The sequence below is a fragment of the Gibbsiella dentisursi genome, from assembly GCF_039539505.1.
Classification (GTDB): Bacteria; Pseudomonadota; Gammaproteobacteria; order Enterobacterales; family Enterobacteriaceae; genus Gibbsiella; species Gibbsiella quercinecans.
Map to the genome: position 1 here is coordinate 35,121 of NZ_BAABDG010000008.1, position 21,885 is coordinate 57,005.

Annotated in this window: 19 protein-coding genes; 12 read left to right on the top strand and 7 right to left on the bottom strand. The window is 58.7% G+C overall.

Annotation, left to right across the window (positions count from 1 at the left end; translation table 11 throughout):
• The first annotated feature begins 376 nt into the window (after positions 1 to 376).
• The 5 genes from ABFX35_RS18305 (at position 377) to psiE (ending at position 4,831) form a co-directional block, all read left to right on the top strand.
• The gene (locus ABFX35_RS18305; protein WP_121525898.1) at positions 377 to 598 is read left to right on the top strand and encodes a hypothetical protein; all 222 of its coding nucleotides are present in this window, start codon (positions 377 to 379) and stop codon (positions 596 to 598) included.
• Between the two features lie 69 nt (positions 599 to 667).
• Complete coding sequence (locus ABFX35_RS18310; RefSeq protein ID WP_279025497.1) at positions 668 to 1,324, top strand: YjbF family lipoprotein; 657 nt, start codon at positions 668 to 670, stop codon at positions 1,322 to 1,324.
• Entirely contained in the window at positions 1,311 to 2,066 is a 756-nt protein-coding gene (locus ABFX35_RS18315; RefSeq protein WP_279025495.1) for a capsule biosynthesis GfcC D2 domain-containing protein, read from the top strand. Before ABFX35_RS18310 ends, ABFX35_RS18315 begins: the two co-directional genes overlap by 14 nt.
• Entirely contained in the window at positions 2,066 to 4,153 is a 2,088-nt protein-coding gene (locus ABFX35_RS18320) for a YjbH domain-containing protein (RefSeq protein ID WP_279025493.1), read from the top strand. Before ABFX35_RS18315 ends, ABFX35_RS18320 begins: the two co-directional genes overlap by 1 nt.
• 270 nt (positions 4,154 to 4,423) lie before the next feature.
• Positions 4,424 to 4,831: a phosphate-starvation-inducible protein PsiE gene (gene psiE, locus ABFX35_RS18325; RefSeq protein WP_279025491.1), complete on the top strand. Its 408-nt coding sequence runs from the start codon at positions 4,424 to 4,426 to the stop codon at positions 4,829 to 4,831.
• Positions 4,832 to 4,931: 100 nt separating this feature from the next.
• On the opposite strand, the gene malG is transcribed toward psiE, so the two are convergent.
• The 3 genes from malG to malE are packed head-to-tail and all read right to left on the bottom strand — an operon-like array spanning position 4,932 to position 8,688.
• A complete protein-coding gene (gene malG, locus ABFX35_RS18330) occupies positions 4,932 to 5,822 on the bottom strand; it encodes a maltose ABC transporter permease MalG (RefSeq protein WP_346082400.1) in 891 nt (296 codons plus the stop codon).
• A gap of 43 nt (positions 5,823 to 5,865) precedes the next feature.
• Entirely contained in the window at positions 5,866 to 7,443 is a 1,578-nt protein-coding gene (gene malF / locus ABFX35_RS18335) for a maltose ABC transporter permease MalF (protein ID WP_279025456.1), read from the bottom strand.
• A 60-nt stretch (positions 7,444 to 7,503) separates the two neighbouring features.
• The gene (gene malE, locus ABFX35_RS18340; RefSeq protein WP_279025455.1) at positions 7,504 to 8,688 is read right to left on the bottom strand and encodes a maltose/maltodextrin ABC transporter substrate-binding protein MalE; all 1,185 of its coding nucleotides are present in this window, start codon (positions 8,686 to 8,688) and stop codon (positions 7,504 to 7,506) included.
• 359 nt (positions 8,689 to 9,047) lie between these two features.
• Here malE and ABFX35_RS18345 point away from each other — a divergent pair, with 359 nt between their 5' ends.
• From ABFX35_RS18345 to malM, 4 genes are all read left to right on the top strand, one after another.
• A complete protein-coding gene (locus tag ABFX35_RS18345; protein ID WP_279025454.1) occupies positions 9,048 to 10,016 on the top strand; it encodes an alpha-amylase family glycosyl hydrolase in 969 nt (322 codons plus the stop codon).
• Positions 10,009 to 11,118 (top strand): maltose/maltodextrin ABC transporter ATP-binding protein MalK, encoded by a 1,110-nt coding sequence (gene malK / locus ABFX35_RS18350; protein ID WP_279025452.1) that lies wholly within the window; start codon positions 10,009 to 10,011, stop codon positions 11,116 to 11,118. The genes ABFX35_RS18345 and malK overlap by 8 nt, the downstream gene beginning before the upstream one ends.
• 30 nt (positions 11,119 to 11,148) lie before the next feature.
• Complete coding sequence (locus tag ABFX35_RS18355; RefSeq protein ID WP_279025450.1) at positions 11,149 to 12,441, top strand: maltoporin; 1,293 nt, start codon at positions 11,149 to 11,151, stop codon at positions 12,439 to 12,441.
• Positions 12,442 to 12,550: 109 nt separating this feature from the next.
• The gene (gene malM, locus ABFX35_RS18360) at positions 12,551 to 13,456 is read left to right on the top strand and encodes a maltose operon protein MalM (RefSeq protein WP_346082401.1); all 906 of its coding nucleotides are present in this window, start codon (positions 12,551 to 12,553) and stop codon (positions 13,454 to 13,456) included.
• A 55-nt stretch (positions 13,457 to 13,511) separates the two neighbouring features.
• Here the strand turns inward: malM and ABFX35_RS18365 are convergent, their stop codons facing one another.
• The 3 genes from ABFX35_RS18365 to ABFX35_RS18375 are packed head-to-tail and all read right to left on the bottom strand — an operon-like array spanning position 13,512 to position 16,921.
• The gene (locus tag ABFX35_RS18365; RefSeq protein ID WP_346082402.1) at positions 13,512 to 14,495 is read right to left on the bottom strand and encodes a nucleoside hydrolase; all 984 of its coding nucleotides are present in this window, start codon (positions 14,493 to 14,495) and stop codon (positions 13,512 to 13,514) included.
• A 4-nt stretch (positions 14,496 to 14,499) separates the two neighbouring features.
• Complete coding sequence (locus ABFX35_RS18370; RefSeq protein ID WP_279029765.1) at positions 14,500 to 15,516, bottom strand: LacI family DNA-binding transcriptional regulator; 1,017 nt, start codon at positions 15,514 to 15,516, stop codon at positions 14,500 to 14,502.
• 19 nt (positions 15,517 to 15,535) lie between these two features.
• Entirely contained in the window at positions 15,536 to 16,921 is a 1,386-nt protein-coding gene (locus tag ABFX35_RS18375; RefSeq protein WP_346082403.1) for an MFS transporter, read from the bottom strand.
• A 379-nt stretch (positions 16,922 to 17,300) separates the two neighbouring features.
• Here ABFX35_RS18375 and ubiC point away from each other — a divergent pair, with 379 nt between their 5' ends.
• Complete coding sequence (gene ubiC, locus ABFX35_RS18380; protein ID WP_279027120.1) at positions 17,301 to 17,825, top strand: chorismate lyase; 525 nt, start codon at positions 17,301 to 17,303, stop codon at positions 17,823 to 17,825.
• 16 nt (positions 17,826 to 17,841) lie between these two features.
• Positions 17,842 to 18,714, top strand: coding sequence for a 4-hydroxybenzoate octaprenyltransferase (ubiA, locus tag ABFX35_RS18385; RefSeq protein ID WP_279027118.1), 873 nt, complete (start codon positions 17,842 to 17,844; stop codon positions 18,712 to 18,714).
• A gap of 202 nt (positions 18,715 to 18,916) precedes the next feature.
• On the opposite strand, the gene plsB is transcribed toward ubiA, so the two are convergent.
• Positions 18,917 to 21,349, bottom strand: coding sequence for a glycerol-3-phosphate 1-O-acyltransferase PlsB (gene plsB / locus ABFX35_RS18390; protein ID WP_279027117.1), 2,433 nt, complete (start codon positions 21,347 to 21,349; stop codon positions 18,917 to 18,919).
• A 125-nt stretch (positions 21,350 to 21,474) separates the two neighbouring features.
• On the opposite strand from plsB, the gene ABFX35_RS18395 reads away from it, so the two are divergent.
• A complete protein-coding gene (locus tag ABFX35_RS18395) occupies positions 21,475 to 21,843 on the top strand; it encodes a diacylglycerol kinase (RefSeq protein WP_095846866.1) in 369 nt (122 codons plus the stop codon).
• Positions 21,844 to 21,885: the final 42 nt, after the last annotated feature.

Here is a 21,885-nt window from a genome sequence, read left to right on the forward strand (position 1 = left end):
CGGCGATGGCGGCCGCGGATAGGCTACCAGCAAAATAGAGGAAGCTAAGAATCATCTCAATGTGTGGGGTTGATGCTGGGGAAAAGGGCGGCTGGCCTGGCGAATGGGCGAGGGGTTTTTCTATCTACTTGAAAATTAAAGATTTATTCTGTGAATGAGCTTTTTCTGAATTTGCACACATCGGCTTTTTTCATTTTTGTTTTATTATTTATTGTGTTATACAAATTAAAACCATCGCTAATGGTTATTTGTCCTGCCTAAAGGATATGACTTATTTTTAGATAATAGCGATGTTTTTTTAACATGATACCTTATACTAGTAGGGCCTAAAAAGTGATCTTTAGGCCGTAGGTTCATTACTGAAAGAGGGTTGTGTATGAAAAAGGTATTATATTCAGCATTAGCCGCAATGGCGCTGCTGGGTGCCTCCAATTCCTGGGCAGCCTTTGATCCAGCCGGGTCAAAAGGTGATGCAGTGATTGTTGGCACTGGCGCGGTTGCTGCTGTAGCAGCGGCTGCATTGGTTGCTCAGAGCAATAGCGATGACGGCAGCTCAACCAGCACCAGCACCAGCACGACAACAAGTACAGCGGGCTAAACCGTAAAAGAATAACCACCTAGTGGTTATTCTTTTTTTTCTTTTTCTTAATGTGCCGGGATTGCTCAGTTGCGCCATCTATTATTATTATTCATATGTTTATCCCTTCAGGCCTGTACCTCAGCCCAAAACAGCGTCAATGATACTGTCTATCACGTATTGTTTGAATCATCGGGCGTTGAGCTGACAGATCAAGAGATCCAGGATTTATCCAGGCCCAGCGTCTATGTCACCATTAACGATCAGCCACAGATCATGATGGTGCTCGGGGCGTTTGAAAACGGCGAAGAAAAATGGGTGAGCCAGGACCGCACGTTAATGACGTTACGCCATGGGCGCCTGGTGAAAACGCTGGGCTGGCATGACAATTTAACCAGCGTCTCCAACCTCGAACAAGATCCTCTGGCAGCGCCTTTGCGGATTATCGACGGTGCGCGCTGGCTGCGCCAAATGTCCTGGACGGAAAATAACCAAACGCGCTTTGGGCTGGCCGAATCCACCTTCCAACGCCAGGAAGATGAAGCCCTGACTATCGGCGGCCAACGTAAGACCTATCGCGTGATTGAAGAACAGGTTGCGGTCAGCGGCTTGAATAAGAACTGGGAAAACCGTTTCTGGGTTGATCCGCAAACGGGCGTGGTTATCAAGTCCGAGCAATATCTGGGTGCGGACTATTTCCCGGTTGAAATTACCCTATTGAAGCAGAGGGACAATGAGAAAAATTAATCTGCTCTTAAGTGCATCACTGTGCCTCTTGCTGAACACTGCCCATGCAGATAGCCGGGTAACCGTGTTTTATCCGAACAGGGCAGCGGTCACGATCAAGGATGCGGCGACGCTGCAAAGCCTGGTGGTGGGTAACCCGGCGTTGCAAGGCAACATCTGGTGGCCGGGGGCGGCGATTGCGGAGCGCAGCGCCACCCAGTTGCAAAAACAGAAGCAACAGCAATTGTTGGCGCGGCTCAGCGCACTGAGCGCCGAACTGCGCCAGGATGGGGATACCACGGTCGCGGCTACGGTGGACAGCGTGCGTACGCAGCTCGCCGGGCTGAACATCGTCGGCCGTCAGTTTGTGTCGCTGGATCCGGATTGGCTGCAGCTGCGCCCGGATTTGGATCGCCGTCTGGCGGGGGAATATCAGGTCTTCGTGGCGCCGGAGCCGAAAGACGTCAGCCTGCTGGGGGCATTGGCGCCCGCCGGCAAACATGATTTTCTGCCTGGCAAAGACGTCAGTGATTATTTAAGCGGGCTTCAACGCCTGGATGGCGCTGAACGCAGCACCGCCTGGTTAATCACGCCTGAAGGTGAGGCCCAGAGCGTTCCAATTGCTTACTGGAACCGGCGGCATCATGAAATGACGCCAGGGAGTCTGCTGTTCCTCGGGTTTGCCTCATCCGCTCTGCCCAGGAGCTATAAAGACATCAATGAGCAAATCATTTCGTTATTGACGCACCGGATCCCTGACTGATGAAAACACGTTACTTACTTAGCTTGGTTGCGCTGTCTGTCGCGAGTGCGTGTCAGGCGGCGTCATATCCTGAACCACTGGGGCCTTCTCAGTCTGATTTCGGTGGCGCGGGGCTGTTGCAAATGCCGAGCGCCCGTATGGCGAAAGAGGGCGAATTCAGTTTCAACTACCGTGATAATGACCAATATCGGTTTTATTCGGTCTCTATTCAGCCGTTGCCCTGGCTGGAAACCACCATTCGTTATACCGACGTGCGGACGCGTCAATACAGCAGCAATACGTCATTCAGCGGCGATCAAACCTATAAAGACAAATCTTTTGATGTGAAGCTGCGCCTGTGGGAAGAGGGCTATTGGTTGCCGGAAGTGTCCGCCGGGATACGGGATATTGGCGGTACGGGGTTATTTGACGGTGAATACCTGGCCGCCAGCAAGGCGTGGGGCCCGTTTGACTTCACGCTGGGCATGGGTTGGGGCTATCTGGGCAACAGCGGCAATGTGAAAAACCCGTTCTGTGAAGCCAGCGACAGCTATTGTAATCGCGGCAACGGCGGCAGAACCGCCGGCTCCGTCGATCTCAACAACTCCTTCAAGGGGCCGGCATCGCTGTTCGGCGGTATTGAATACCAAACGCCCTGGCAGCCGCTGCGCCTGAAAGTGGAGTACGAAGGGAATAATTACCAGGATGATTTTGCCGGCGCGTTGCGCCAGGACAGCAAATTCAACTTCGGCGCCGTTTACCGCATAACGAATTGGGCGGATGTGAACGTCAGCTATGAGCGCGGCAATACCTTTATGGCCGGCTTTACCCTGCGCACCAACTTTAACGATATGAAACCGTCGAATATCGATCAGCCTAAGCCTGCCTATCGGCCGCAGCCGCAGGATAGATACCTGCAGCATGACGTCGTAGCGAACCAACTGACCGATCTTAAATACAACGCGGGTTTCAACGCGCCGAAGATTCAGGTGAAAGACAACACGCTGTATATGACCGGCGAGCAGAGCAAATATCGTTATTCCGAAGACGGTGTTGAGCGTGCGAACGTTATCCTGATGAACCACCTGCCGGAAGGCGTGGATACCCTGGATGTGACCGAAACGCGTTACCACATGCCGCAGGTGACCACGCGTACCGACGTGAACAGCCTGCGCCAGCAGTTGGAAGGCTACCCGCTGGGGCATGAGCAGACGTTGCAGCAAAAACGCATCGATCCCGATCTGCCGAAAACCACCGAACAGGGCTATTACATCGATGATGAAGCGCTGTCCTTCAGCCTGTCACCGACCTTAACCCAATCGCTGGGCGGGGCGGAAACCTTCTACATGTACCAGGTGGGCCTGCTGGGCAGCGCCAACTGGTGGGTGACCGACCATTGGTTGAACAGCGGCAGCGTATTCGTCAACCTGTTCAATAACTACGATAAATTCAACTATACGGCGCCGCCTTCGGACAGCCATCTGCCGCGCGTGCGTACGCACATTCGTCAGTATGTGCAGAACGACGCGTACATTAACGATTTGCAGACCTCTTACTTCCAGGACTTCGGCCAGGGATTCTATGGCCAGGTCTACGGCGGTTACCTGGAAAGCATGTTCGGCGGCGTCGGCGGTGAAGTGCTGTATCGGCCACTCGATAGCAATTGGGCGGTGGGGGCTAATGCCAACTGGGTGAAACAGCGTGACTGGGACGACATGATGCGCTTCACCGACTACAGCACCGCAACCGGCCACATTACTGGCTACTGGATGCCGCCGTTCGTCGATGGCGTGCTGGTCAAACTGAGCGTGGGCCAATATCTGGCCAAAGATAAGGGCGCGACGTTGGATCTGTCCAAACGCTTTGACAGCGGGGTTGTGGTGGGCGCCTATGCGACGGTCACCAACGTATCGAAAGAAGAATACGGTGAGGGTTCATTCACCAAAGGCTTCTATGTCTCTATCCCGCTGGATCTGATGACGGTATCGCCTTCGCGCAGCCGTGCTTCCGTAAGCTGGACGCCGCTGACCCGCGACGGTGGCCAGATGCTGGGCCGCAAGTATCAGCTGTATAGCATGACTTCCGATCGCAACGATAGCTTCCGTTAAGCCGGTCGCCAACCTGCGCACGAGGGGGAGATGACTCCCCCTCATTTATTTCCCAGCACGACATCCCTCTCTTGCCGTTAAATGCGCCCTGTTCGGGTGTTTGGCGCTGCATCCCATCTGCACCTTGTCAGGTTAACAGTATACAATGCGTTTGGGCTGGACTTGCCGCCGGCGGCAATGCCGTGGCCTGACGCCGGCCAAACGAATAATATCCGGATGGGATACCGGGCAATATCACTTTTAACCATGTTGTATAAGGTGGACTATTTTATGGCGAAAACATCACGCTCTATCCTGGTAGCGAAAACCCTACAGCGCGTACTGAACCTGGGGTTGCTGCTGTTGGCCGCCATACTGGTGGTGTTTCTGGGCAAGGAAACCATTCACCTGGCACAGGTGTTGTTTATGAATAACGAAGCTTCATCATCGTATCTGTTGATTGAAGGCATCGTGATTTACTTCCTGTATTTTGAATTTATTGCGTTGATCGTGAAGTATTTCGAATCGGGTTATCACTTCCCGCTGCGCTATTTTATTTATATCGGCATTACCGCGATTATCCGCCTGATTATTGTGGATCATAAAAACCCGGTGGATACGCTGATTTATTCCGCCGCCATATTATTTTTGGTTATTACCCTGTACCTGGCCAATACCGAGCGCCTTAAGCGCGAATAATGCACGCGTCAATGATAAAAAAAGGCGGCCGGTAGGGCCGCCGAGACACAGAGAATGCGTGGTAAGAAAGTACAGCAAAGATTGCAGTGGCTAAAATGAATTACCCCTTCACCCCACCTGCCGTGAGGCCGCCGACCAGCCAACGCTGGGCCAGCAGGAACACCACGGTAATGGGGATGGCCGAGAGTACCGCCGCGGCGGCGAAGTCGCCCCACAGGTAGTTCTGCGGGTTCAGATATTGTTGCATCCCCACCGCCAGCGTATAGCTGTTAACGTCGCGCAGCAGTAGCGAGGCGACCGGCACTTCGGTAACTGCCGCGATAAAGGACAGAATAAACACCACCGCCAGGATCGGCACCGACAGCGGCAGCAGCACCAGGCGGAACGCCTGCCACGGGCTGGCGCCGTCCAGCGCGGCGGCCTCCTCCAGCGAATTATCGATGGTTTCAAAATAGCCCTTGATGGTCCAGACGTGCAGCGCGATGCCGCCCATATAGGCGAAAATCACGCCGCCATGGGTATTCAGGCCGAGAAACGGCACGTACTGGCCCAGACGATCGAACAGGGCATACAGCGCCACCAACGACAGCACCGCCGGGAACATCTGAAAAATCAGCATGCCTTTCAGCAGGCTGCTTTTGCCGCGAAAGCGCATGCGGGCAAAAGCGTAGGCGCAGGTGGTGGAAAGCGCCACGATGCCGATGGCGGTGATCGCCGCCACTTTCACCGAGTTCCATAACCACAGCAGCACCGGGAACGGCGGCGGGGTAACGCTGCCGTCGGCGTGCGTCACGCTCATGCCGAGCGCCAGCCGCCAGTGATCCCAGGAAATCTGTTCCGGGATCAGGCTGCCGGTGGCGAAGTTGCCGGAGCGCAGCGAAATGGCGATCACCATCAGCAGCGGGAACATAATCAAAGCGATAAAGCACAGCATCAGTATATGGGTGATCCACAGGCGCACGCGCTGGGATTTGGGTTGAACCATGGCCATCTTGCTTACTCCTCATGTTGGCGTGGCTGCCGCCGGCAATGAATTAATCAAAGTTCATCTTGCTGGCTTTCAGGTTGAGAATGGCCAGCGCTCCCACCAGCAGGAAGATCAACGTAGCGATTGCCGCCGCCAGGCCAAAGTCCTGGCCGCCGCCGCCTTCAAAGGCGATGCGGTAGGTATAGCTGACCAACAGATCGGTATAGCCGGCCGGCGTGGTGGTGCCGATCATATCCGGGCCGCCGTTGGTCAGCAGTTGAATCAGCACGAAGTTGTTAAAGTTGAAGGCGAAGCTGGCGATCATCAGCGGCGTCAGCGGTTTAATCAGCAGCGGCAGGGTGATGCGAAAGAAGTTCTGCAGCGGCCCGGCGCCGTCCATTGCCGACGCTTCGTACAGATCGTCCGGGATCGCTTTCAGCAGGCCCATGCACAGGATCATCATATAGGGGTAACCCAGCCAGGTGTTGACGATCAGGATCATGCTCTTGGCGGTGAGCGGATCGCTAAACCAGGCCGGTTTGATGCCGAACAGGTGGCTGAGCATCATGTTGATCTCGCCAAAGCTCTGGTTGAACAGCCCCTTGAAGATCAGGATCGAGATAAACGACGGCACCGCGTAGGGCAGTATCAGCAGCACCCGATACAGCGCCTTGCCTTTCAGCGCCTCCCACTGCACCACGCAGGCCAGGACCATGCCTACCGCCACGGTCAGGATCACCGTCATCACCGAAAAGACGATGGTCCAGATAAAGATCGAGACAAAGGGTTTCTGGATGCCTTCGTCATGCAGCACGCGCAGGAAATTCTGCCAGCCGATGGTGACGGTATAGCCGGGGCTGAGGGTTTCCTGCGCCCAGTTGCCGTCTGCGTTCACCGCCTGGTAAAAGCCGATGTCGTCGTTCGGGCGATACTGCACCTGCGTTTGGTTGTTGGTCAGGGTCGTGCCGTCGGCGGCCAGGCTATACAGCGGGCTGGTGCCGGAGAACTGGCGCAGCGAGCTCATGCGCAGTTCGCCGCCGTCGGGCATTTTAGCGACAATCTGGCTCAGCGCCTGGCGGTTTTGCGTGATCACCCGCAGCGTGGCGCGTTCTTCACTGGGCGCGGCGCTGACTGTGGCCATGGCCAGCGTTTGCGGCTGGGCGGCGTTAAAGCTGAACGGCTCGGACAGCATCTGCTGGCCGCTGGCCGGATCGGTCAGTTGCAGCCGCCATTGCTGGGCCGGCGCCGGGAAAAGGGCGAAGGTGAAGGTTTGGCCGCTTTGGAACTGGCGCTGCATCAGCACCGATTGCGCCCGTTCAAAGGTCAGTTGGTTGGTGCTGCTGTAATTGGTAAAGGCGATAGCAATGGTGCAAATCAGTGGGAACAGAACGAACAATCCCATGCCGGCAACGCCGGGGTAGACATAGCGCCAGGCGTAGGCGCGGCGGTTGGCGAAAACGTATATACCGGCGCTAATCAGGAGCAGCGTGATGATGGCGAATAGGTATTCACCCTGTGCATACATCAACACAATCAGATAGCAGGTAAACAGGCTGAGCAGGCCGACTACCAGCCATTTCAGACTATCGTTTTGCCACCACTTCGATTTTTTGCGCACGGATGAACCGGCGTGAGCTAATTGCATGGGGTGTTCCTTTCTTGGCGACAACGGCGGAGCGCCGCCAGGCGCCCCGCACGGCTTGGCTTACTTGGTAATCCGGGTTTGCACATCGTCCAGCGCGGCTTTTACCGTCTGGCGGCCATGGATGGCATTGAGCACGGCGCTGCGTTCGGCATACCAGAAGGCGCTCATCTGCGGAATGTTAGGCATGATTTCGCCATTTTGTGAGTTCTGCATGGTGGCGGCGATCTTCGGATCCTTCGCCAACTGCTCCTGGAACGATTTCAGCGCCACGGCGCCCAGCGGTTTGTCGTTATTGACCTGCGCCAGCCCCTGATCGGTCAGCAGGTAGTTTTCCAGAAACTCGGTGGCCAGTTCCTTGTTCGGGCTGGCGGCGTTGATGCCGGCGGTCAGCACGCCAACGAACGGCTTGGACGGCTGGCCTTTGAAGGTCGGCAGCAGCGTTACGCCGTAGTTGATCTTGCTCTGCTCGATATTTGACCATGCCCACGGGCCGTTGATGGTCAGCGCGGTTTGGCCCTTGTTGAAGGCGGCTTCGGCGATGGAATAGTCGGTATCGGCATTGATGTGTTTGTTGTTTACCAGATCGACGATGAATTGCAGCCCGGCCTGGGAGCCGGCGTTCGCAACGCCAACGTCTTTGATGTTGTATTTGCCGTCTTCATACTTGTAGGCATATCCACCGGCGGCGGCAATGATCGGCCAGGTGAAGTAGGGTTCCTGCAGGTTCCACATGATGGCGCTCTTGCCTTTGGCGCGCAGTTCCTTATCCAGCGCCGGAATTTCTTCCCAAGTCTTTGGCGCTTCCTTGATCAGGTCTTTGTTGTAAATCAGCGACAGCGCTTCCACGGCGATCGGGTAGCCGATCAGCTTGCCGTCGTAGCGTACGGCGTCCCAGGTAAAGGGATAAACTTTATCCTGGAATGCCTGGGAGGGGTGGATCTCCGCCAGCAGGCCGGACTGGGCATAACCGCCGAAGCGATCGTGGGCCCAGAAGATAATATCCGGGCCGTCGCCGGTGGCGGCCACCTGCGGGTATTTTTCTTCCAGCTTGTCCGGATGTTCGACGGTCACTTTAATGCCGGTGTCCTGCTCAAATTTTTTGCCGACCTCGGCCAGGCCGTTGTAACCTTTATCGCCGTTGATCCAAATAACCAGCTTGCCTTCTTCAATCTTGGCGAAAGCCGGGGCAGAGAGCACTAACGTGGTCAGCGCGGAAAGCATCAGCGTACGGGCAGTGCGATTCATAAGCCAGTCCTTCTATTATTGTGGGCACTTCGTGTAAGGAAAGTGGTTTCCTGAGCATAGTGGGTCACAACGCGCCCTTTTCTCATCCTCCCCCCCTCTACGCCCCGCGGCCCGGTAGTGTGATCCAGATAACATTGCGCTCTATTCTGTGGCCTCAGACACAAAAAAGGGGGGCTATTTTTGTCAGGCAGATCACAGAATTGAATTCGGCAGGGAACTTCTCATCCACTTCATCGTTCCCTCATCCTCCCATCTCCTCCCCCATGAAAAAGAACCTCACGGATGATTCCCCCGTGCGCCGATTACCGCACTATCGCCAGCATTGATTTTCGTTATCAGCCGCTGCGGGAGCCGGTCTTATGTCGTCAACACCCATCGCCAGCCAGCCTACGTTGTACCGGATCCATCCGGTGAGTTTCCGTGATGGCAACGGAGATGGCGTTGGGGATCTGTACGGCATGCTCGGCGCGCTGCCTTACCTGCACGCGCTCTCTGTCGACGGCCTGGTGCTGCCGCAAACGTGGCGCGATGAAGCCGGCAGCGTGGTGGCCGCACGCGGATTGGCGCTGTGGGCCTGCGACGGCCAAGGGCGGATACATGGGCCGGGGCGTCAGCCCTATGCCAGCAGCCCGCTGGCGCAGGCGGTGGCGCCGTTCAGCATTGAAAAACTGGTCATGGTGCTCCATGCCCACCGCCGGCGCCTGGCGGACAGTGTATGGAGCACGGGCAGCGCCGATCAGCCGCGGGTGGTCAGCCACTGGGGGCAAGGGGATCTGCGTTCCGCCGCCGCCTTCCTGACGCTGTTGGCGCTGCTGCCGGCGCCGATCTGCCTGTATCAGGGGGAAGAACTGGGCTTGCCCCACGCCGCCGGGCTGCATGAGCTGCAGGGCGCTCAAACGCCGATGCCCTGGCACGAAGCGCCGGAACAGGTGACCGCCGGCGAGAGCCACTGGTACCAGCGGGTCGCCATTGAGCACCGGGCGCTGGCCATCAGCCGCCAGCAGCACGATCGTAATTCGACATTGCGTTATTGCCAGTCACTGTTGGCGCTGCGCCGTTTAGCGGTGATCCAGCAGGGGGAGTTGAGCGCAGTTAGCCAGAACAATGGGGTGGTTCGTTTGCTTATAACCCATCAGGAACAATGCCTTGAAGCGCTGATTAATCTGCAGCCTTATACTCAGCCGGCGGCGCCGTCTGAGGCGACCCTGCCTCTGGCAGGACAGGCGGTGCACAGCCAAGAGGGTCATCAATGGGTTTTGGCAGGGTTTGCCTCTGCCATTTTCACGAAAAATGTTAACTGCGAAAGCAGGGGAGTAACGCATGGCTAGCGTCACACTGCGCGGCGTTTATAAAGCATTTGGCGAGACGGTGATTTCCAAAGACGTCAATTTAACGATCGATGACGGTGAGTTTGTGGTGTTTGTCGGGCCGTCCGGCTGCGGCAAATCCACGCTGTTGCGCATGATTGCCGGGCTGGAGGATATCACCGCCGGCGATCTGTTCATCGGCGAAACCCGGATGAACGACGTGCCGCCCGCCGAACGCGGCATTGGCATGGTGTTCCAGTCCTATGCGCTCTATCCGCACCTGTCGGTGGCCGACAACATGTCGTTCGGCCTGAAGCTGGCCGGCGCCAAAAAGGTGGAAATCACCCAGCGGGTGAACCAGGTGGCCGAAGTGCTGCAACTGGCGCACCTGCTCGATCGCCGGCCGAAAGCGCTGTCCGGCGGGCAGCGCCAGCGCGTGGCAATTGGCCGCACGCTGGTGGCGGAGCCGGCGGTATTCCTGCTGGACGAACCGCTGTCCAACCTGGACGCCGCGCTGCGCGTACAGATGCGCATCGAGATCTCCCGCCTGCATAAGCGCCTGCAGCGCACCATGATTTACGTCACCCACGATCAGGTCGAAGCGATGACGCTGGCCGACAAGATCGTGGTGCTCGACGCCGGGCGCGTCGCGCAAATCGGCAAGCCGCTGGAGCTGTATCACTACCCGGCCAACCGCTTCGTCGCCGGGTTTATCGGCTCGCCCAAAATGAATTTCCTGCCGGTCAAAGTGACCGCCGCAGAACCGCAACAGGTGCAGATCGAACTGCCCAACCGCCAACGGGTATGGCTCCCGGTGGAGGGCTCGGGCGTTCAGACCGGCGCCAACATGTCTCTGGGGATCCGCCCGGAACACCTGCTGCCGAGCGATGCCTCTGAAGTGCGGCTGTCAGGTGATGTACAGGTGGTAGAGCAGCTCGGCAACGAGACGCAAATCCACATCCAAATACCGGCAATACGTCAGAACCTGGTGTACCGCCAGAACGACGTGGTGCTGGTAGATGAAGGTGCCACATTCGCCATCGGCCTGCCGCCGCACCGTTGCCATCTGTTCCGTGAGGACGGTACGGCATGCCGGCGGCTACATCAGGAACCGGGCGTTTAACCGCATCAAGGTCTGTAGAACAGGAGAATAATGATGACTACTCTGCGCAAACTTCCTCTGGCACTGGCTGTCGCCGCCGGTGTTCTCTCTTCACAAGCCATGGCGTTGGATTTTAAAGGCTATGCGCGTTCCGGTATCGGCTGGACCGGCAGCGGCGGTGAGCAACAATGCTTCCAGGCTACCGGGGCTTCGAGCAAATACCGTCTCGGCAACGAATGCGAAACCTACGCTGAATTAAAGCTGGGCCAGGAAGTGTGGAAGGACGGCGATAAAAGCTTCTACTTTGATACCAACCTGGCGTATTCCGTTTCCCAACGTTCAGACTGGGAAGATGTTACTCCAGGCTTTCGTGAAGTGAACGTTCAGGGTAAAAACCTGATCGAATGGTTGCCTGGCTCCACCATCTGGGCCGGTAAGCGCTTCTACCAGCGCCATGACGTCCACATGATCGACTTCTACTACTGGGATATTTCCGGCCCGGGCGCCGGCCTGGAAAACATCGATCTGGGCTTTGGTAAACTGTCTCTCGCGGTGACCCGTAACTCTGAATCCGGCGGCTCTTACGGCTACCTGGACAACGAATGGGATCAGCGGCCGACCATCAACGATACCTTCGACGTACGCTTGGCGGGGCTGGAAACCAACCCGGGCGGCACGCTGGAATTCGGCGTCGACTATGGCCGGGCCAACGTTCAGGATCACTACAGCCTGGCCGACGGCGCTTCCAAGGACGGCTGGTTGTTCACCGCCGAACACACGCAAAGCATCCTCAACGGCTACAACAAGTTTGTGGTGCAGTACGGCACTGACGCCATGACCTCGACCAACAACGGCCGTAACCAGGGCGCCACCATTGATAACGACGGTTCGATGCTGCGCATCCTGGATCACGGCGCTATCGACTTCAACGACAAATGGGCGCTGATGTACGTCGGCATGTACCAGGATATCGACCGCGACAACAATAACGGCACCACTTGGTACACCGTGGGCGTGCGGCCAATGTACAAATGGACGCCGATCATGAGCACCCTGCTGGAAGCCGGCTATGACAACGTCAAGTCACAGCGCACCGGCGAGCGCAACGGCCAGTACAAGGTCACCCTGGCGCAACAGTGGCAGGCTGGCGACAGCATTTGGTCGCGCCCGGCAATCCGCCTATTCGCCACCTATGCCAAATGGGATGAGAAGTGGGGCTACGCCACCAGCAGCGATACCGGCTACAGCACCGGCACAGCCTACAGCGACACCAGCCTGCACACCTTCAGCCGCGGCAAGGATGACGAAGTCACCTTCGGCGCCCAAATGGAGATCTGGTGGTAATAGCGTTACCGCGGGAGAGCGCCACGCGCTTTCCCACGCCTGATTAACCGGCAGCGGGCGCTTGCCTGCCCGCTGCCGGCCTGCATGCTTGATGCGAGAGGGTATAACGATGAAAAAGAATCTACTGGCTCTTTGCCTGTCCGTAGCGCTGGCCGCCGGTGTGCCGTTAGCCGCCTATGCCGCCACGCCAACCAACGTTTCCGTCGCGCCCGCCATTAACCCGGCCACGCTGCAAAACCTGCCGTGGCAACCGCTGGTGCCGCCGGCCAATCAGGATGTCAAACTGGATGGCAGCAGCCCGCAAATCAATCAGGGCGATATTCAGGGCGCGGTGGCCGCCTATACGCTGCCGGCGGATCGCGGTTCACTGGAAATTACCTTAAGCAGTATCGCCAGGGATAGCCGGGTGTACTCGCCGAGCGTGCTGGTGCTGGATGAACATCAGCGGCCGGCGGCCTACTACCCGTCCAGCTACTTTAGCTACCAGCCGCCGGGCGTGATGTCTTCCGATCGTCTGGAGGGTACGCTCAAGCTGACGCCGGCGCTGGGGCAACGGCAGATTTACCTGCTGGTTTACACCACCCGCCAGGATGTGGGCAAAAGCACCCGCCTAACCAACCCGGCGAAAGCCTATGCGCAAGGGGTGGGCAACGCGGTGCCGGACATTCCCGATCCGATCGCCAGCCACAGCAACAGCGGGCTGCTGAAGCTGAAAGTGACGGCGGAACAGGGCAGCGGCAACGTGATGATCGGCATGTTGCAGCCGGCGCCGGCCACCACGCCGGTGGTGGTGGGAGCCAATGCGCCAACGGCGGTGCCTGCGCCGCGACCGGCCGCGGCGAAACCCGCCGAGCCGATGTTGAATGACACCGAGGCCTACTTCAATAACGGTATCAAACAGGCGGTTAAGGCCGGAGATATCGATAAAGCGCTGAAACTGATGAATGAAGCGGAAAAACTGGGTTCCACCACTGCGCGTGAAACGTTTATCAGCAGCGTGAAAGGCAAGGGCTAATACCCCGCGCTGCCGATGCTGGCTGGAGGGTTGGTGCGCCGTGGCGCACCTTTTTTCATGCGCGGGCGAGCTGGCTGGCGATCAGCGCCAGCAGGTGCGCGTTGTCCACGCTTTCCATCACCTGTATCGGTTTCCCCTGCGGTTCCGGCATCCCCAGAGCCAGGCGCAGGCTATCGGGCCGCCAGCGGCGCGAACTGCCGCGTGTCACGCCACCTTCCAACGCCACATCGACAAAATAGTCTTGCGTGGTGACCAGATCCGGTTCCAGCAGCCACGCCACCACCAGCGCGTCATGGATCCAACAGCCCGGCAGTTGGCGGGTGTGGCGCGAATAATCAACCCAGGGTTGCGTGGTCGCGCGCAGGTAGCGGCACAACGGGGTGTCCGGCTGCGTAAGGCGAGTGAGATCCTGCTGCGTCAACATGGTTTGGGTGGTGACATCGAGCGGGGCGAGCGTGATATTGGCGCCGCTGTTCAACACCAATTGCGCAGCCTCGGGATCCAGGCCGAAGTTGGTGTCCTTGATATAGCCTTCCACCGCGAACACCCCGCCCATGATCACGATGGTTTTCACCGCTTGCGCCATCTGCGGATAGAGCTGCAGCGCGTGGGCCACGTTGGTCAACGGGCCGATGGCGGCCAGCGTAATCTCACCGGGGTTAGCGCAAATCAATTCGCCGATGGCGATTGCCGCTTCCGGCCTGGCCGGCGTTGCAGGCTGCGGCGCCGGGGTGTTGCGCCACAGGGCCGCCAACGCCGGATCGGCGATGGTGCGATCCAGATAGGCGCGCCACGGCTCGGGGCGTTCGCACAGCGCCCGCGCCGCGCCGGCGATAACCGGTACGGCATGGCCGCTTTGTTCCAGCAGGGTATTGGCAACGGCGAAGCCCAGATCGCGCGGCGTATTGCCGGCCACAATGGTAATCAGTTCCAGCGCCAGCCGTGGGCGGGCCGCCAGCGCCAGGGCCAACGCCAGGCCATCATCCACATTGGCGCCGGGAACCCCGTTGCCGGGATCGCAATCAATAATCAAACGCATAATTTTACCTGGAAGAAAACGCACAGCCGCAGGAACGGCGGATGTGCAATTGGAAAGCGAATTCGTGCAGCACCGGCTCTTTAGCGCCGGCGGCCAGTATGGCGATCGCCTGTTGCGCCATGGCGTGAATGGGTTGCTCCACCGCGCTTAGCGGCGGCACGCTGAATTCGGACTGCGGCGTGCCGTTAAAACAGATCAGCGCCAGATCGTCCGGGGCGCGCAGATCGTGCTGCGCCAGCGCGGCCAGGCAGCCGAGCGCTTGCTGTTCGTTACTGGTGAATACCGCGCGCGGGCGGGGGCCGGCCAGCAGTTGCCGGGTGGCCTGGTAGCCGCCGGTGCGGGTATAAGGCACTTCAAAAATCCACTCTTCACGCGGCGTGATGCCGGCTGCCAGCAGCGCATCGCGCCAGCCGTTGAGCCGGTCTTGCGCGTTGAGCATGGTCAGCGGGCCGATGAAAATACCAATGTCGCGATAGCCGTGCTCGATCAGATGGCGCGTGGCCTGGCTGGCGGCGCCGCGCTCATCGACGCGGATGGCGCTGATGCCGGCGGCGGGATCAATGGTGTCGATCATCACGCAGGGCGTGCCTGCCGCGCGGATCACGTCGAACCACGGGTGGCGGTCGACGCTGGTGTACAGCAGCCCGTCCACCTGGCGGCGCAGCAGGTTGGTGATCAGTTCGTACTCGCGCTGGCGATCGTCGCCGGCGTCGGCCAGTAGCAGGGCGCGGCCGAATTTGAACGCTTCCTGTTGCAGCGCGCGCGCCATTTTGGCGAAGAAGGGGTTGGAGATGTCCGGCACCACCAGGCCGTAAGTCTGGGTGGAGCCAGAGGCCAGCGCGCGGGCAACGTCGTTTGGCTGGTAGCCGGTCTGCGCAATCGCCGCCAGTACCCGCTGGCGCGTCGCTTCCGCCACCGGGCGCGGGCCGTTATTGATGACATAGCTGACGACGGCAACCGATGTGCCCGCCGCGCGGGCGACATCGGCGCGGGTAATGCGCCGAGCGGGGTGATTATCCACGTTGTTTTCCTGGGCCAGGTTACACCGCATCCTGTGGCAGATTGAGATCGCGGCCGCGGGTTTCGGGTGCAAAGTAAGTGGTGATGAGACCAATGGCCGCCATTACAACAAAATAACTGGCGATAGGCCACCAGTGGCCAAAACCGGACAGCAGGGCGGTGGCGATCAGCGGCGCCGTGCCGCCCGAGAGGATAGAGCCCAGCTCTTTGGCGAAGGCCATCTTCGAGTAGCGGTTCTTCACCCCGAACAGCTCCACGCCATAGGCCGCCTGCACGCCGAAAATGCCCAGCGAGGCAATGCACATTCCGGTGACGATCACGCCAATCACGATAGCCGGCTCGCGGCTCTCCAGCAGCCAGAAGGCCGGGAAGGCATACAGCACCAGCAACAGGCAGAACCAGCGGTAGGTAATGCGCCGGCCGAAGCGATCGGACAGCCAGCCCGCCAGCGGGATCACCAGAAAGCCGCACAGGGAAGCGATCAACACCGCCAGCGCCGGCACGGATTTATCCACCATCAGGATCTTGGCGACGTAGCCGACGATAAATCCCTGACACAGGTAGGACGGCCCGTTTTCGCCGATCCGCAGGCCGAGCATCACCCAAAAGGCGCGGGTACGCTGCAAATAGCTGCGGTTATCAACCGGTTCCGTTTCCGCCGCCTGCAGCAACTGCTGGTGGTTTTGTTCCAGCTCACGCTGAAACACCGGCGTTTCCTGTACGTGGCGGCGCAGATACAGCGCGACGCCGGCGATCAGGATGCTGGCGAGGAACGGAATGCGCCAGCCCCAGCTCATCAGTGCGTCTTTGTCCAACTGCAGCACCAGCAGCCACACCAACGAGGCCAGCAGCGTGCCGCTGTTGGAGCCTAATGCGATGATCGAGGCAATCAGCCCCCGCCGTTGGGCCGGGGCGTATTCGGCCAGCATCACGGCGCCGCCGGACAGTTCGGCGCCGGCGCCGAAGCCCTGCATAAAGCGCAGGAACACCAGACACAGCGGCGCAAAAATGCCGATCTGCGCATAAGACGGGATCAGCCCGATCAGGGTAGTGGAAACCCCCATCATGGCGACGGTGGTGATCAGTACCACGCGGCGGCCTTTGCGATCGCCTATCCAGCCAAACACCAGCGCGCCGATCGGGCGGGCGATAAAACCGACGGAGTAGGTGGCGAAGCTCGCCAGCAGCGCCAGCAGCGGGGTGGCTTCCGGGAAGAATACGTCGCCGAACACCATGCCGGCCGCCAGGCCGTACAGGGCGAAGTCGACATATTCCATGGTGGTGCCAAGCCAACAGGAGAAGGTGGCGCGTATAAACTGGCTGCGCCCTTCTGGAGTGGCCAGCTTTTCATCGGCCGCCAGCGGTGCGCCGGCGACGCCTGGCTTGGCCAGCGTTGTCTCGCTCATCGTGTTATGTCCTCTTTTTTGCCGCGAGCGGCGTCGTTAAAGGTATTTCCCTGGTGTTGGCGAATCCGCCAACCGATGTGCCTGACCGGTAACGATTCAACGCTGAGCCGCAAGGTTATCTACGCGCGTAGATAAAGCAATATAGCCCTGCTTATTGCGTGCGTGCGATCACAGAATAGCGACCGATCAAGAGGAGGAATGTAGGGCACGCAGATGGCAGAAAGATGACATAGGGATACATTCACCGCCCGTTATTTGCCGGGTGTTGCATGATGAATCCGCCTGCCGCTTTTAGATTTCTGCGTTACAATGGCTTTCTGTTAACAGTTTGTGGTGCCGAGGGGTTGCCTGGCGCGTCTCTTTAGCATGGAGAAAGGTAATGTCTGGCAATAGGGGTTCCATCCTGCCACCCATCACGTGGTTGTCTGAACAACATCCTCCTGTGCCTGCTGGCATCAGCGACTGGCTGATGGAGTTGGGATCGATGACCCGCCGCTTTGAACGCCACTGTGCGTGCGTGCACGTTGAGCCGCAGCGTGAGTGTTTCGTCACGCGTGCCGAACTGGGTGAAGAGGCGCAACATCTGCCCGCGAGCCCGCGTTACTGGCTGCGTGAAATTATTTTGTTGGGGGACCATGTGCCCTGGCTGATCGGCCGCACGGTGATCCCGCAGGAAACCCTGACGGGTAAGGATCAGGCATTGGTGGATTTGGGTACCGTGCCGCTCGGCCGTTACCTGTTCAACAGCGGCGCCCTGACGCGGGATTACATTCATATTGGCCGGCATGGCGCGCAGTGGGCGCGGCGTTCCCGTTTGCGCCTGGCGGGCAAGCCGCTGCTATTGACCGAGCTGTTTTTACCGGCGGCGCCTGTGTATAACGCGGGCAATAGCGCACCGGCATGATGAGGGAGGAAAAACGTTGGAGAGTAGCGTGACTCAAAGCAAATGGCAGGCTTATAGCCATTTGATGCGCATTGATAAACCTATCGGCAGCTTGCTGTTGTTGTGGCCGACGCTGTGGGCCTTGTGGCTGGCGGGGCAAGGGGTGCCTTCATGGTCGGTGCTGGCGGTGTTTGTGCTGGGGGTCTTCCTGATGCGCGCCGCAGGCTGCGTGGTGAATGATTATGCCGATCGCGCCTTTGACGGCCATGTGAAAAGAACCGCTAACCGCCCGTTGCCGAGCGGCCGGGTCAGCGAGAAAGAAGCCAAGATCCTGTTTGTGACGCTGGTGCTGCTGTCGTTTCTGCTGGTGCTGACGCTGAACGCCATGACCATCTGGCTCTCGCTGGCGGCGCTGGCGCTGGCATGGATGTACCCGTTTATGAAGCGCGTCACCCATTTGCCGCAGGTGGTGCTGGGGGCTGCGTTTGGCTGGTCGATCCCGATGGCCTACGCGGCGGTCAGCGAGGCGTTGCCACTGAGTTGCTGGCTGTTGCTGCTGGCCAATATTTGCTGGACGGTGGCTTACGACACGCTGTACGCCATGGTTGATCGCGATGACGATGTGCGGATTGGCATCAAATCCACGGCGATTCTGTTTGGCCGCCATGACAAGCTGATCGTCGGCCTGCTGCAATTCGCCACGCTGCTGCTGCTGCTGTGGGTGGGCTACCTGTCGCAACTGGGCGGCGCCTATTACTGGTCACTGCTGCTGGGCGGCGCGCTGTTTATTCATCAACAGCGCCTGATCGCCACCCGCGAGCGCGACGCCTGCTTCCAGGCGTTTCTCAATAACAACTATGTCGGCCTGGTGCTGTTTATCGGCATCGCCCTAAGCTACTGGCAAGCCTGAACCCCAAACCGCCCCTCTCTGCGGAGCTTGCATATTTGGTGTCCCAGGTACTCACTCACAGAGTTCGAGAGTGAGTCGCTAAATATAAATGCAACTCCGGGCTGCTCCCTCTCCCGCTGGGAGAGGGTTGGGGTGAGGGCGTTATGTGACTACGACTCCGGGCTGCTCCCTCTCCCATTGGGAGAGGGTTGGGGTGAGGGCGTTACTCGCCCTTCGCCTCCGCCAGCATACTCACGCTTTCAATCGTCAGCTTGATCTCCGGGGTGATCAGATCGCTCAACATGGTGTAAACCTCCATGGTGTGCTCACGGATCGCGTCGCCGCTGTCGCTGATATATCCCTCTTCGCGCAATGTTCCCACCAGGGTGGCAAATACCGCTTTATCGAAGAACTCCGGCGCGTTGATGCCGTGCAGCACCGACAGGCGCTGGGCCATGATGCGGCTTTCTTTTTCCAGCGCGCCGCGGTTGATGCTTGGGTTGGCGCTGAGAATCGACATGGTAATCGCATAGCGTTGCAGCGTTTCACGCACACCGGCGGCCAGCAACTGCAGCGGGCGAATGCGCGCCGGGTTCAGTTGCAGCTCGTCATCGCTGTAGCTGATTAACTGCTGGCGCGCCAGCTCGTCGATCATCGGCTGCAGCACCTCCGGCAGTTGTTCCTTGCCGTAATGCAGGAACAGTTCCGCTTTCAGCATCGGATAAATCAGGCCGATCTGGCGCAGCAGTTCGCTGCGCGACACGCGGCGGTGATGCATCACGATGGTGGCGATCAGCGAAGGCAGCACCAACATATGGTGAATGTTGTTGCGATAATAGGTCATCAGCACTGCCTGCTCGCGCGGCAGGATGATGATGTCGCCGATGTTATCTTTTTCCACCCCGAACTTATCCATGCCCAGCGCGTGATCCAGCAATTCTTCCGCGGTTTGAGCCGGGACGGTGGCGTCGGCGGCGTAAGGCACGTTACGCATCAGCTGCAGGTAGCAATCCAACTGTTCGATCAACTGCTCGCGGGTCAGCGAACGTTGGCGCGAGGCCAGCAGGGCGGTGGCGCACAGGTTCATGGCATTGGCGGCGGCGGCATTGTTGATGCGCACCATGATTTTGCCGGCAAGATCGTTCACCGTTGGCGTCAGCCAGCTTGGGCGTTGGGCTTCGATCGGATCGATGGCGTCACGCCACTGAGGCACATGCTGGTTAAGATAGGTGGTCAACGGCAGCGGTTCGCCGAAGTTGACGTAGCCCAGGCCAAGATTGCGCAGTTTGCGCAGGCCACGCAGCATTTGCAGCAGACTTTCTTTTTCTTTGGTGGCGCCGCGCAGCTCTTTGGCGTAGGTGCCCACTTCCATCACGTGCTCGTAGCCGATGTAGATCGGCACCAGCGTGATCGGCCGGGTGCCGCCGCGCAGCATCGCCTGGATGGTCATCGCCAGCGTGCCGGTTTTCGGCTCCAGCAGGCGCCCGGTGCGGGAACGGCCGCCTTCGACAAAGTATTCCACCGAGTAGCCGCGGGTAAACAGTTCGCCCAGGTATTCACGGAACACCGTGGAATAGAGCTTGTTGCCTTTGAAGGTGCGGCGGATGAAAAAGGCGCCCAGGCGGCGGAAGATCGGCCCGGCTGGCCAGAAATTCAGGTTAATGCCGGCGGCGATGTGCGGCGGCACCAGCCCCTGGTGATACAGCACGTAGGACAGCAGCAAGTAGTCCATGTGGCTGCGGTGGCAGGGAACATAGACGATCTCGTGGCCGTCCTGCGCCAGTTGGCGCACGCGTTCGGCGTTGGTAACGTTGATCCCTTGATACAGGCGGTTCCAGGTCCAGCCCAGCACGCGGTCTGACAGGCGCACGGTTTCGTAGGAGAAATCGGCGGCGATCTCTTCCATCAGCGCAATGGCGTTCTGCTGCGCTTTTTCGTGAGAGATTTTTTTGCTGCGCGCTTCGTCCTCAACGGCTTTTTCAATCGCCTTGGAAGCCAGCAGCTTGTTGAACAAATCCTGGCGCGCCGGCAGGCTCGGGCCAACCGCGGCCAGGCGCTGGCGGGCGAAATGCATGCGCGCCACGCGTGCCAGTTTCTGCGCGATGGTTTGATCGGTGCCGTGTTCGTTCGCCATATGGCGCAGCGAAACGGTATTGGAGAAGCGGACGAAGCTGTCGCGCCCCAGCCACAGCACGGCGAAGAACTTCTGTATGCCATTCAGCAGGCGCAGGTGCGGGGTGCCGTGGCCTTCCCGGCCGGGGGAGCGGCCGAACATGACGGAAACCGGCAGCATCTGGATATCGAGATCCGGATTGTTGCGGTGCAGATCCAGATAGTCATGGAACAGCTTGACCGACTCTTCTTTCGGCGTGTAGTACCGGAACACGCGCGGGCCGTCGTGAATAAACACATAGCCGGGCAGCACGGTGCCGTCGATTTCCAGCGGAATGAGCGGATCGGGCAGATCCTGCGCCAGACATTGGGCCCGCAGCGTGAGTAAATCCGCCTTTGAGTTATAAGGTAAAACGTACAAAATCGGCCGAGTGGGATCCAACCCTAACTCCGCGACCGGATCTGACGGGATAACCTTACTTCTTACCAGCAGTTTTAGTGAAGAACTCAATAAGTTATAATAAATTTTACGCCAACTTGACATAACAACGTGAAGCCTCTTGTTAGCAACGCGCCGCAAGCATACCAGAAACCGCTTTGCAGATCTGTGGTGTTAAAAAAGCCGGTGCCGTTAAAATGATGTTTTACCCCTGAAAAAGGCGCCCGTAAATGGCAAATCAAGCAACCGGTCTAACGCGTATTATTAAGGCGGCAGGTTATTCCCGGCAGGGGTTTATTGCCGCCTGGCAAAATGAAGCGGCGTTCCGCCAGGAAACCCTCGCCGCCGTGCTCGCCATTATTTTGGCCGCCTGGCTGGACGTTGGGGCGATCGCCCGTATTTTACTGGTGGGTTCCGTGATCCTGGTGATGATCGTCGAGCTGCTTAACAGCGCAATCGAAGCGCTGGTCGATCGCGTGGGCACCGAGCACCACGTGCTTTCCGGCCGGGCAAAGGATATCGGTTCGGCGGCGGTGACGCTGGCGATCATACTGGCGCTGTTTGTCTGGGGCAGCGTGCTGTGGCAGCACTTTGCCTGAATGGCTGCCGCCATTGGGCCGTTTTTTGCCGGTTTTGCGCGC

Coding starts and splice junctions, on each gene's coding strand:
- psiE (WP_279025491.1), top strand. CDS start 4,424: ATGGCGAAAACATCACGCTCTATCCTGGTAGCGAAAACCCTACAGCGC.
- ABFX35_RS18395 (WP_095846866.1), top strand. CDS start 21,475: ATGGCAAATCAAGCAACCGGTCTAACGCGTATTATTAAGGCGGCAGGT.
- plsB (WP_279027117.1), bottom strand. CDS start 21,349: ATGTCAAGTTGGCGTAAAATTTATTATAACTTATTGAGTTCTTCACTA.
- malK (WP_279025452.1), top strand. CDS start 10,009: ATGGCTAGCGTCACACTGCGCGGCGTTTATAAAGCATTTGGCGAGACG.
- malF (WP_279025456.1), bottom strand. CDS start 7,443: ATGCAATTAGCTCACGCCGGTTCATCCGTGCGCAAAAAATCGAAGTGG.
- ABFX35_RS18320 (WP_279025493.1), top strand. CDS start 2,066: ATGAAAACACGTTACTTACTTAGCTTGGTTGCGCTGTCTGTCGCGAGT.
- ABFX35_RS18355 (WP_279025450.1), top strand. CDS start 11,149: ATGATGACTACTCTGCGCAAACTTCCTCTGGCACTGGCTGTCGCCGCC.
- ABFX35_RS18345 (WP_279025454.1), top strand. CDS start 9,048: ATGTCGTCAACACCCATCGCCAGCCAGCCTACGTTGTACCGGATCCAT.
- ABFX35_RS18375 (WP_346082403.1), bottom strand. CDS start 16,921: ATGAGCGAGACAACGCTGGCCAAGCCAGGCGTCGCCGGCGCACCGCTG.
- malM (WP_346082401.1), top strand. CDS start 12,551: ATGAAAAAGAATCTACTGGCTCTTTGCCTGTCCGTAGCGCTGGCCGCC.
- ABFX35_RS18365 (WP_346082402.1), bottom strand. CDS start 14,495: ATGCGTTTGATTATTGATTGCGATCCCGGCAACGGGGTTCCCGGCGCC.
- malE (WP_279025455.1), bottom strand. CDS start 8,688: ATGAATCGCACTGCCCGTACGCTGATGCTTTCCGCGCTGACCACGTTA.
- ubiC (WP_279027120.1), top strand. CDS start 17,301: ATGTCTGGCAATAGGGGTTCCATCCTGCCACCCATCACGTGGTTGTCT.
- ABFX35_RS18305 (WP_121525898.1), top strand. CDS start 377: ATGAAAAAGGTATTATATTCAGCATTAGCCGCAATGGCGCTGCTGGGT.
- ABFX35_RS18315 (WP_279025495.1), top strand. CDS start 1,311: ATGAGAAAAATTAATCTGCTCTTAAGTGCATCACTGTGCCTCTTGCTG.
- malG (WP_346082400.1), bottom strand. CDS start 5,822: ATGGCCATGGTTCAACCCAAATCCCAGCGCGTGCGCCTGTGGATCACC.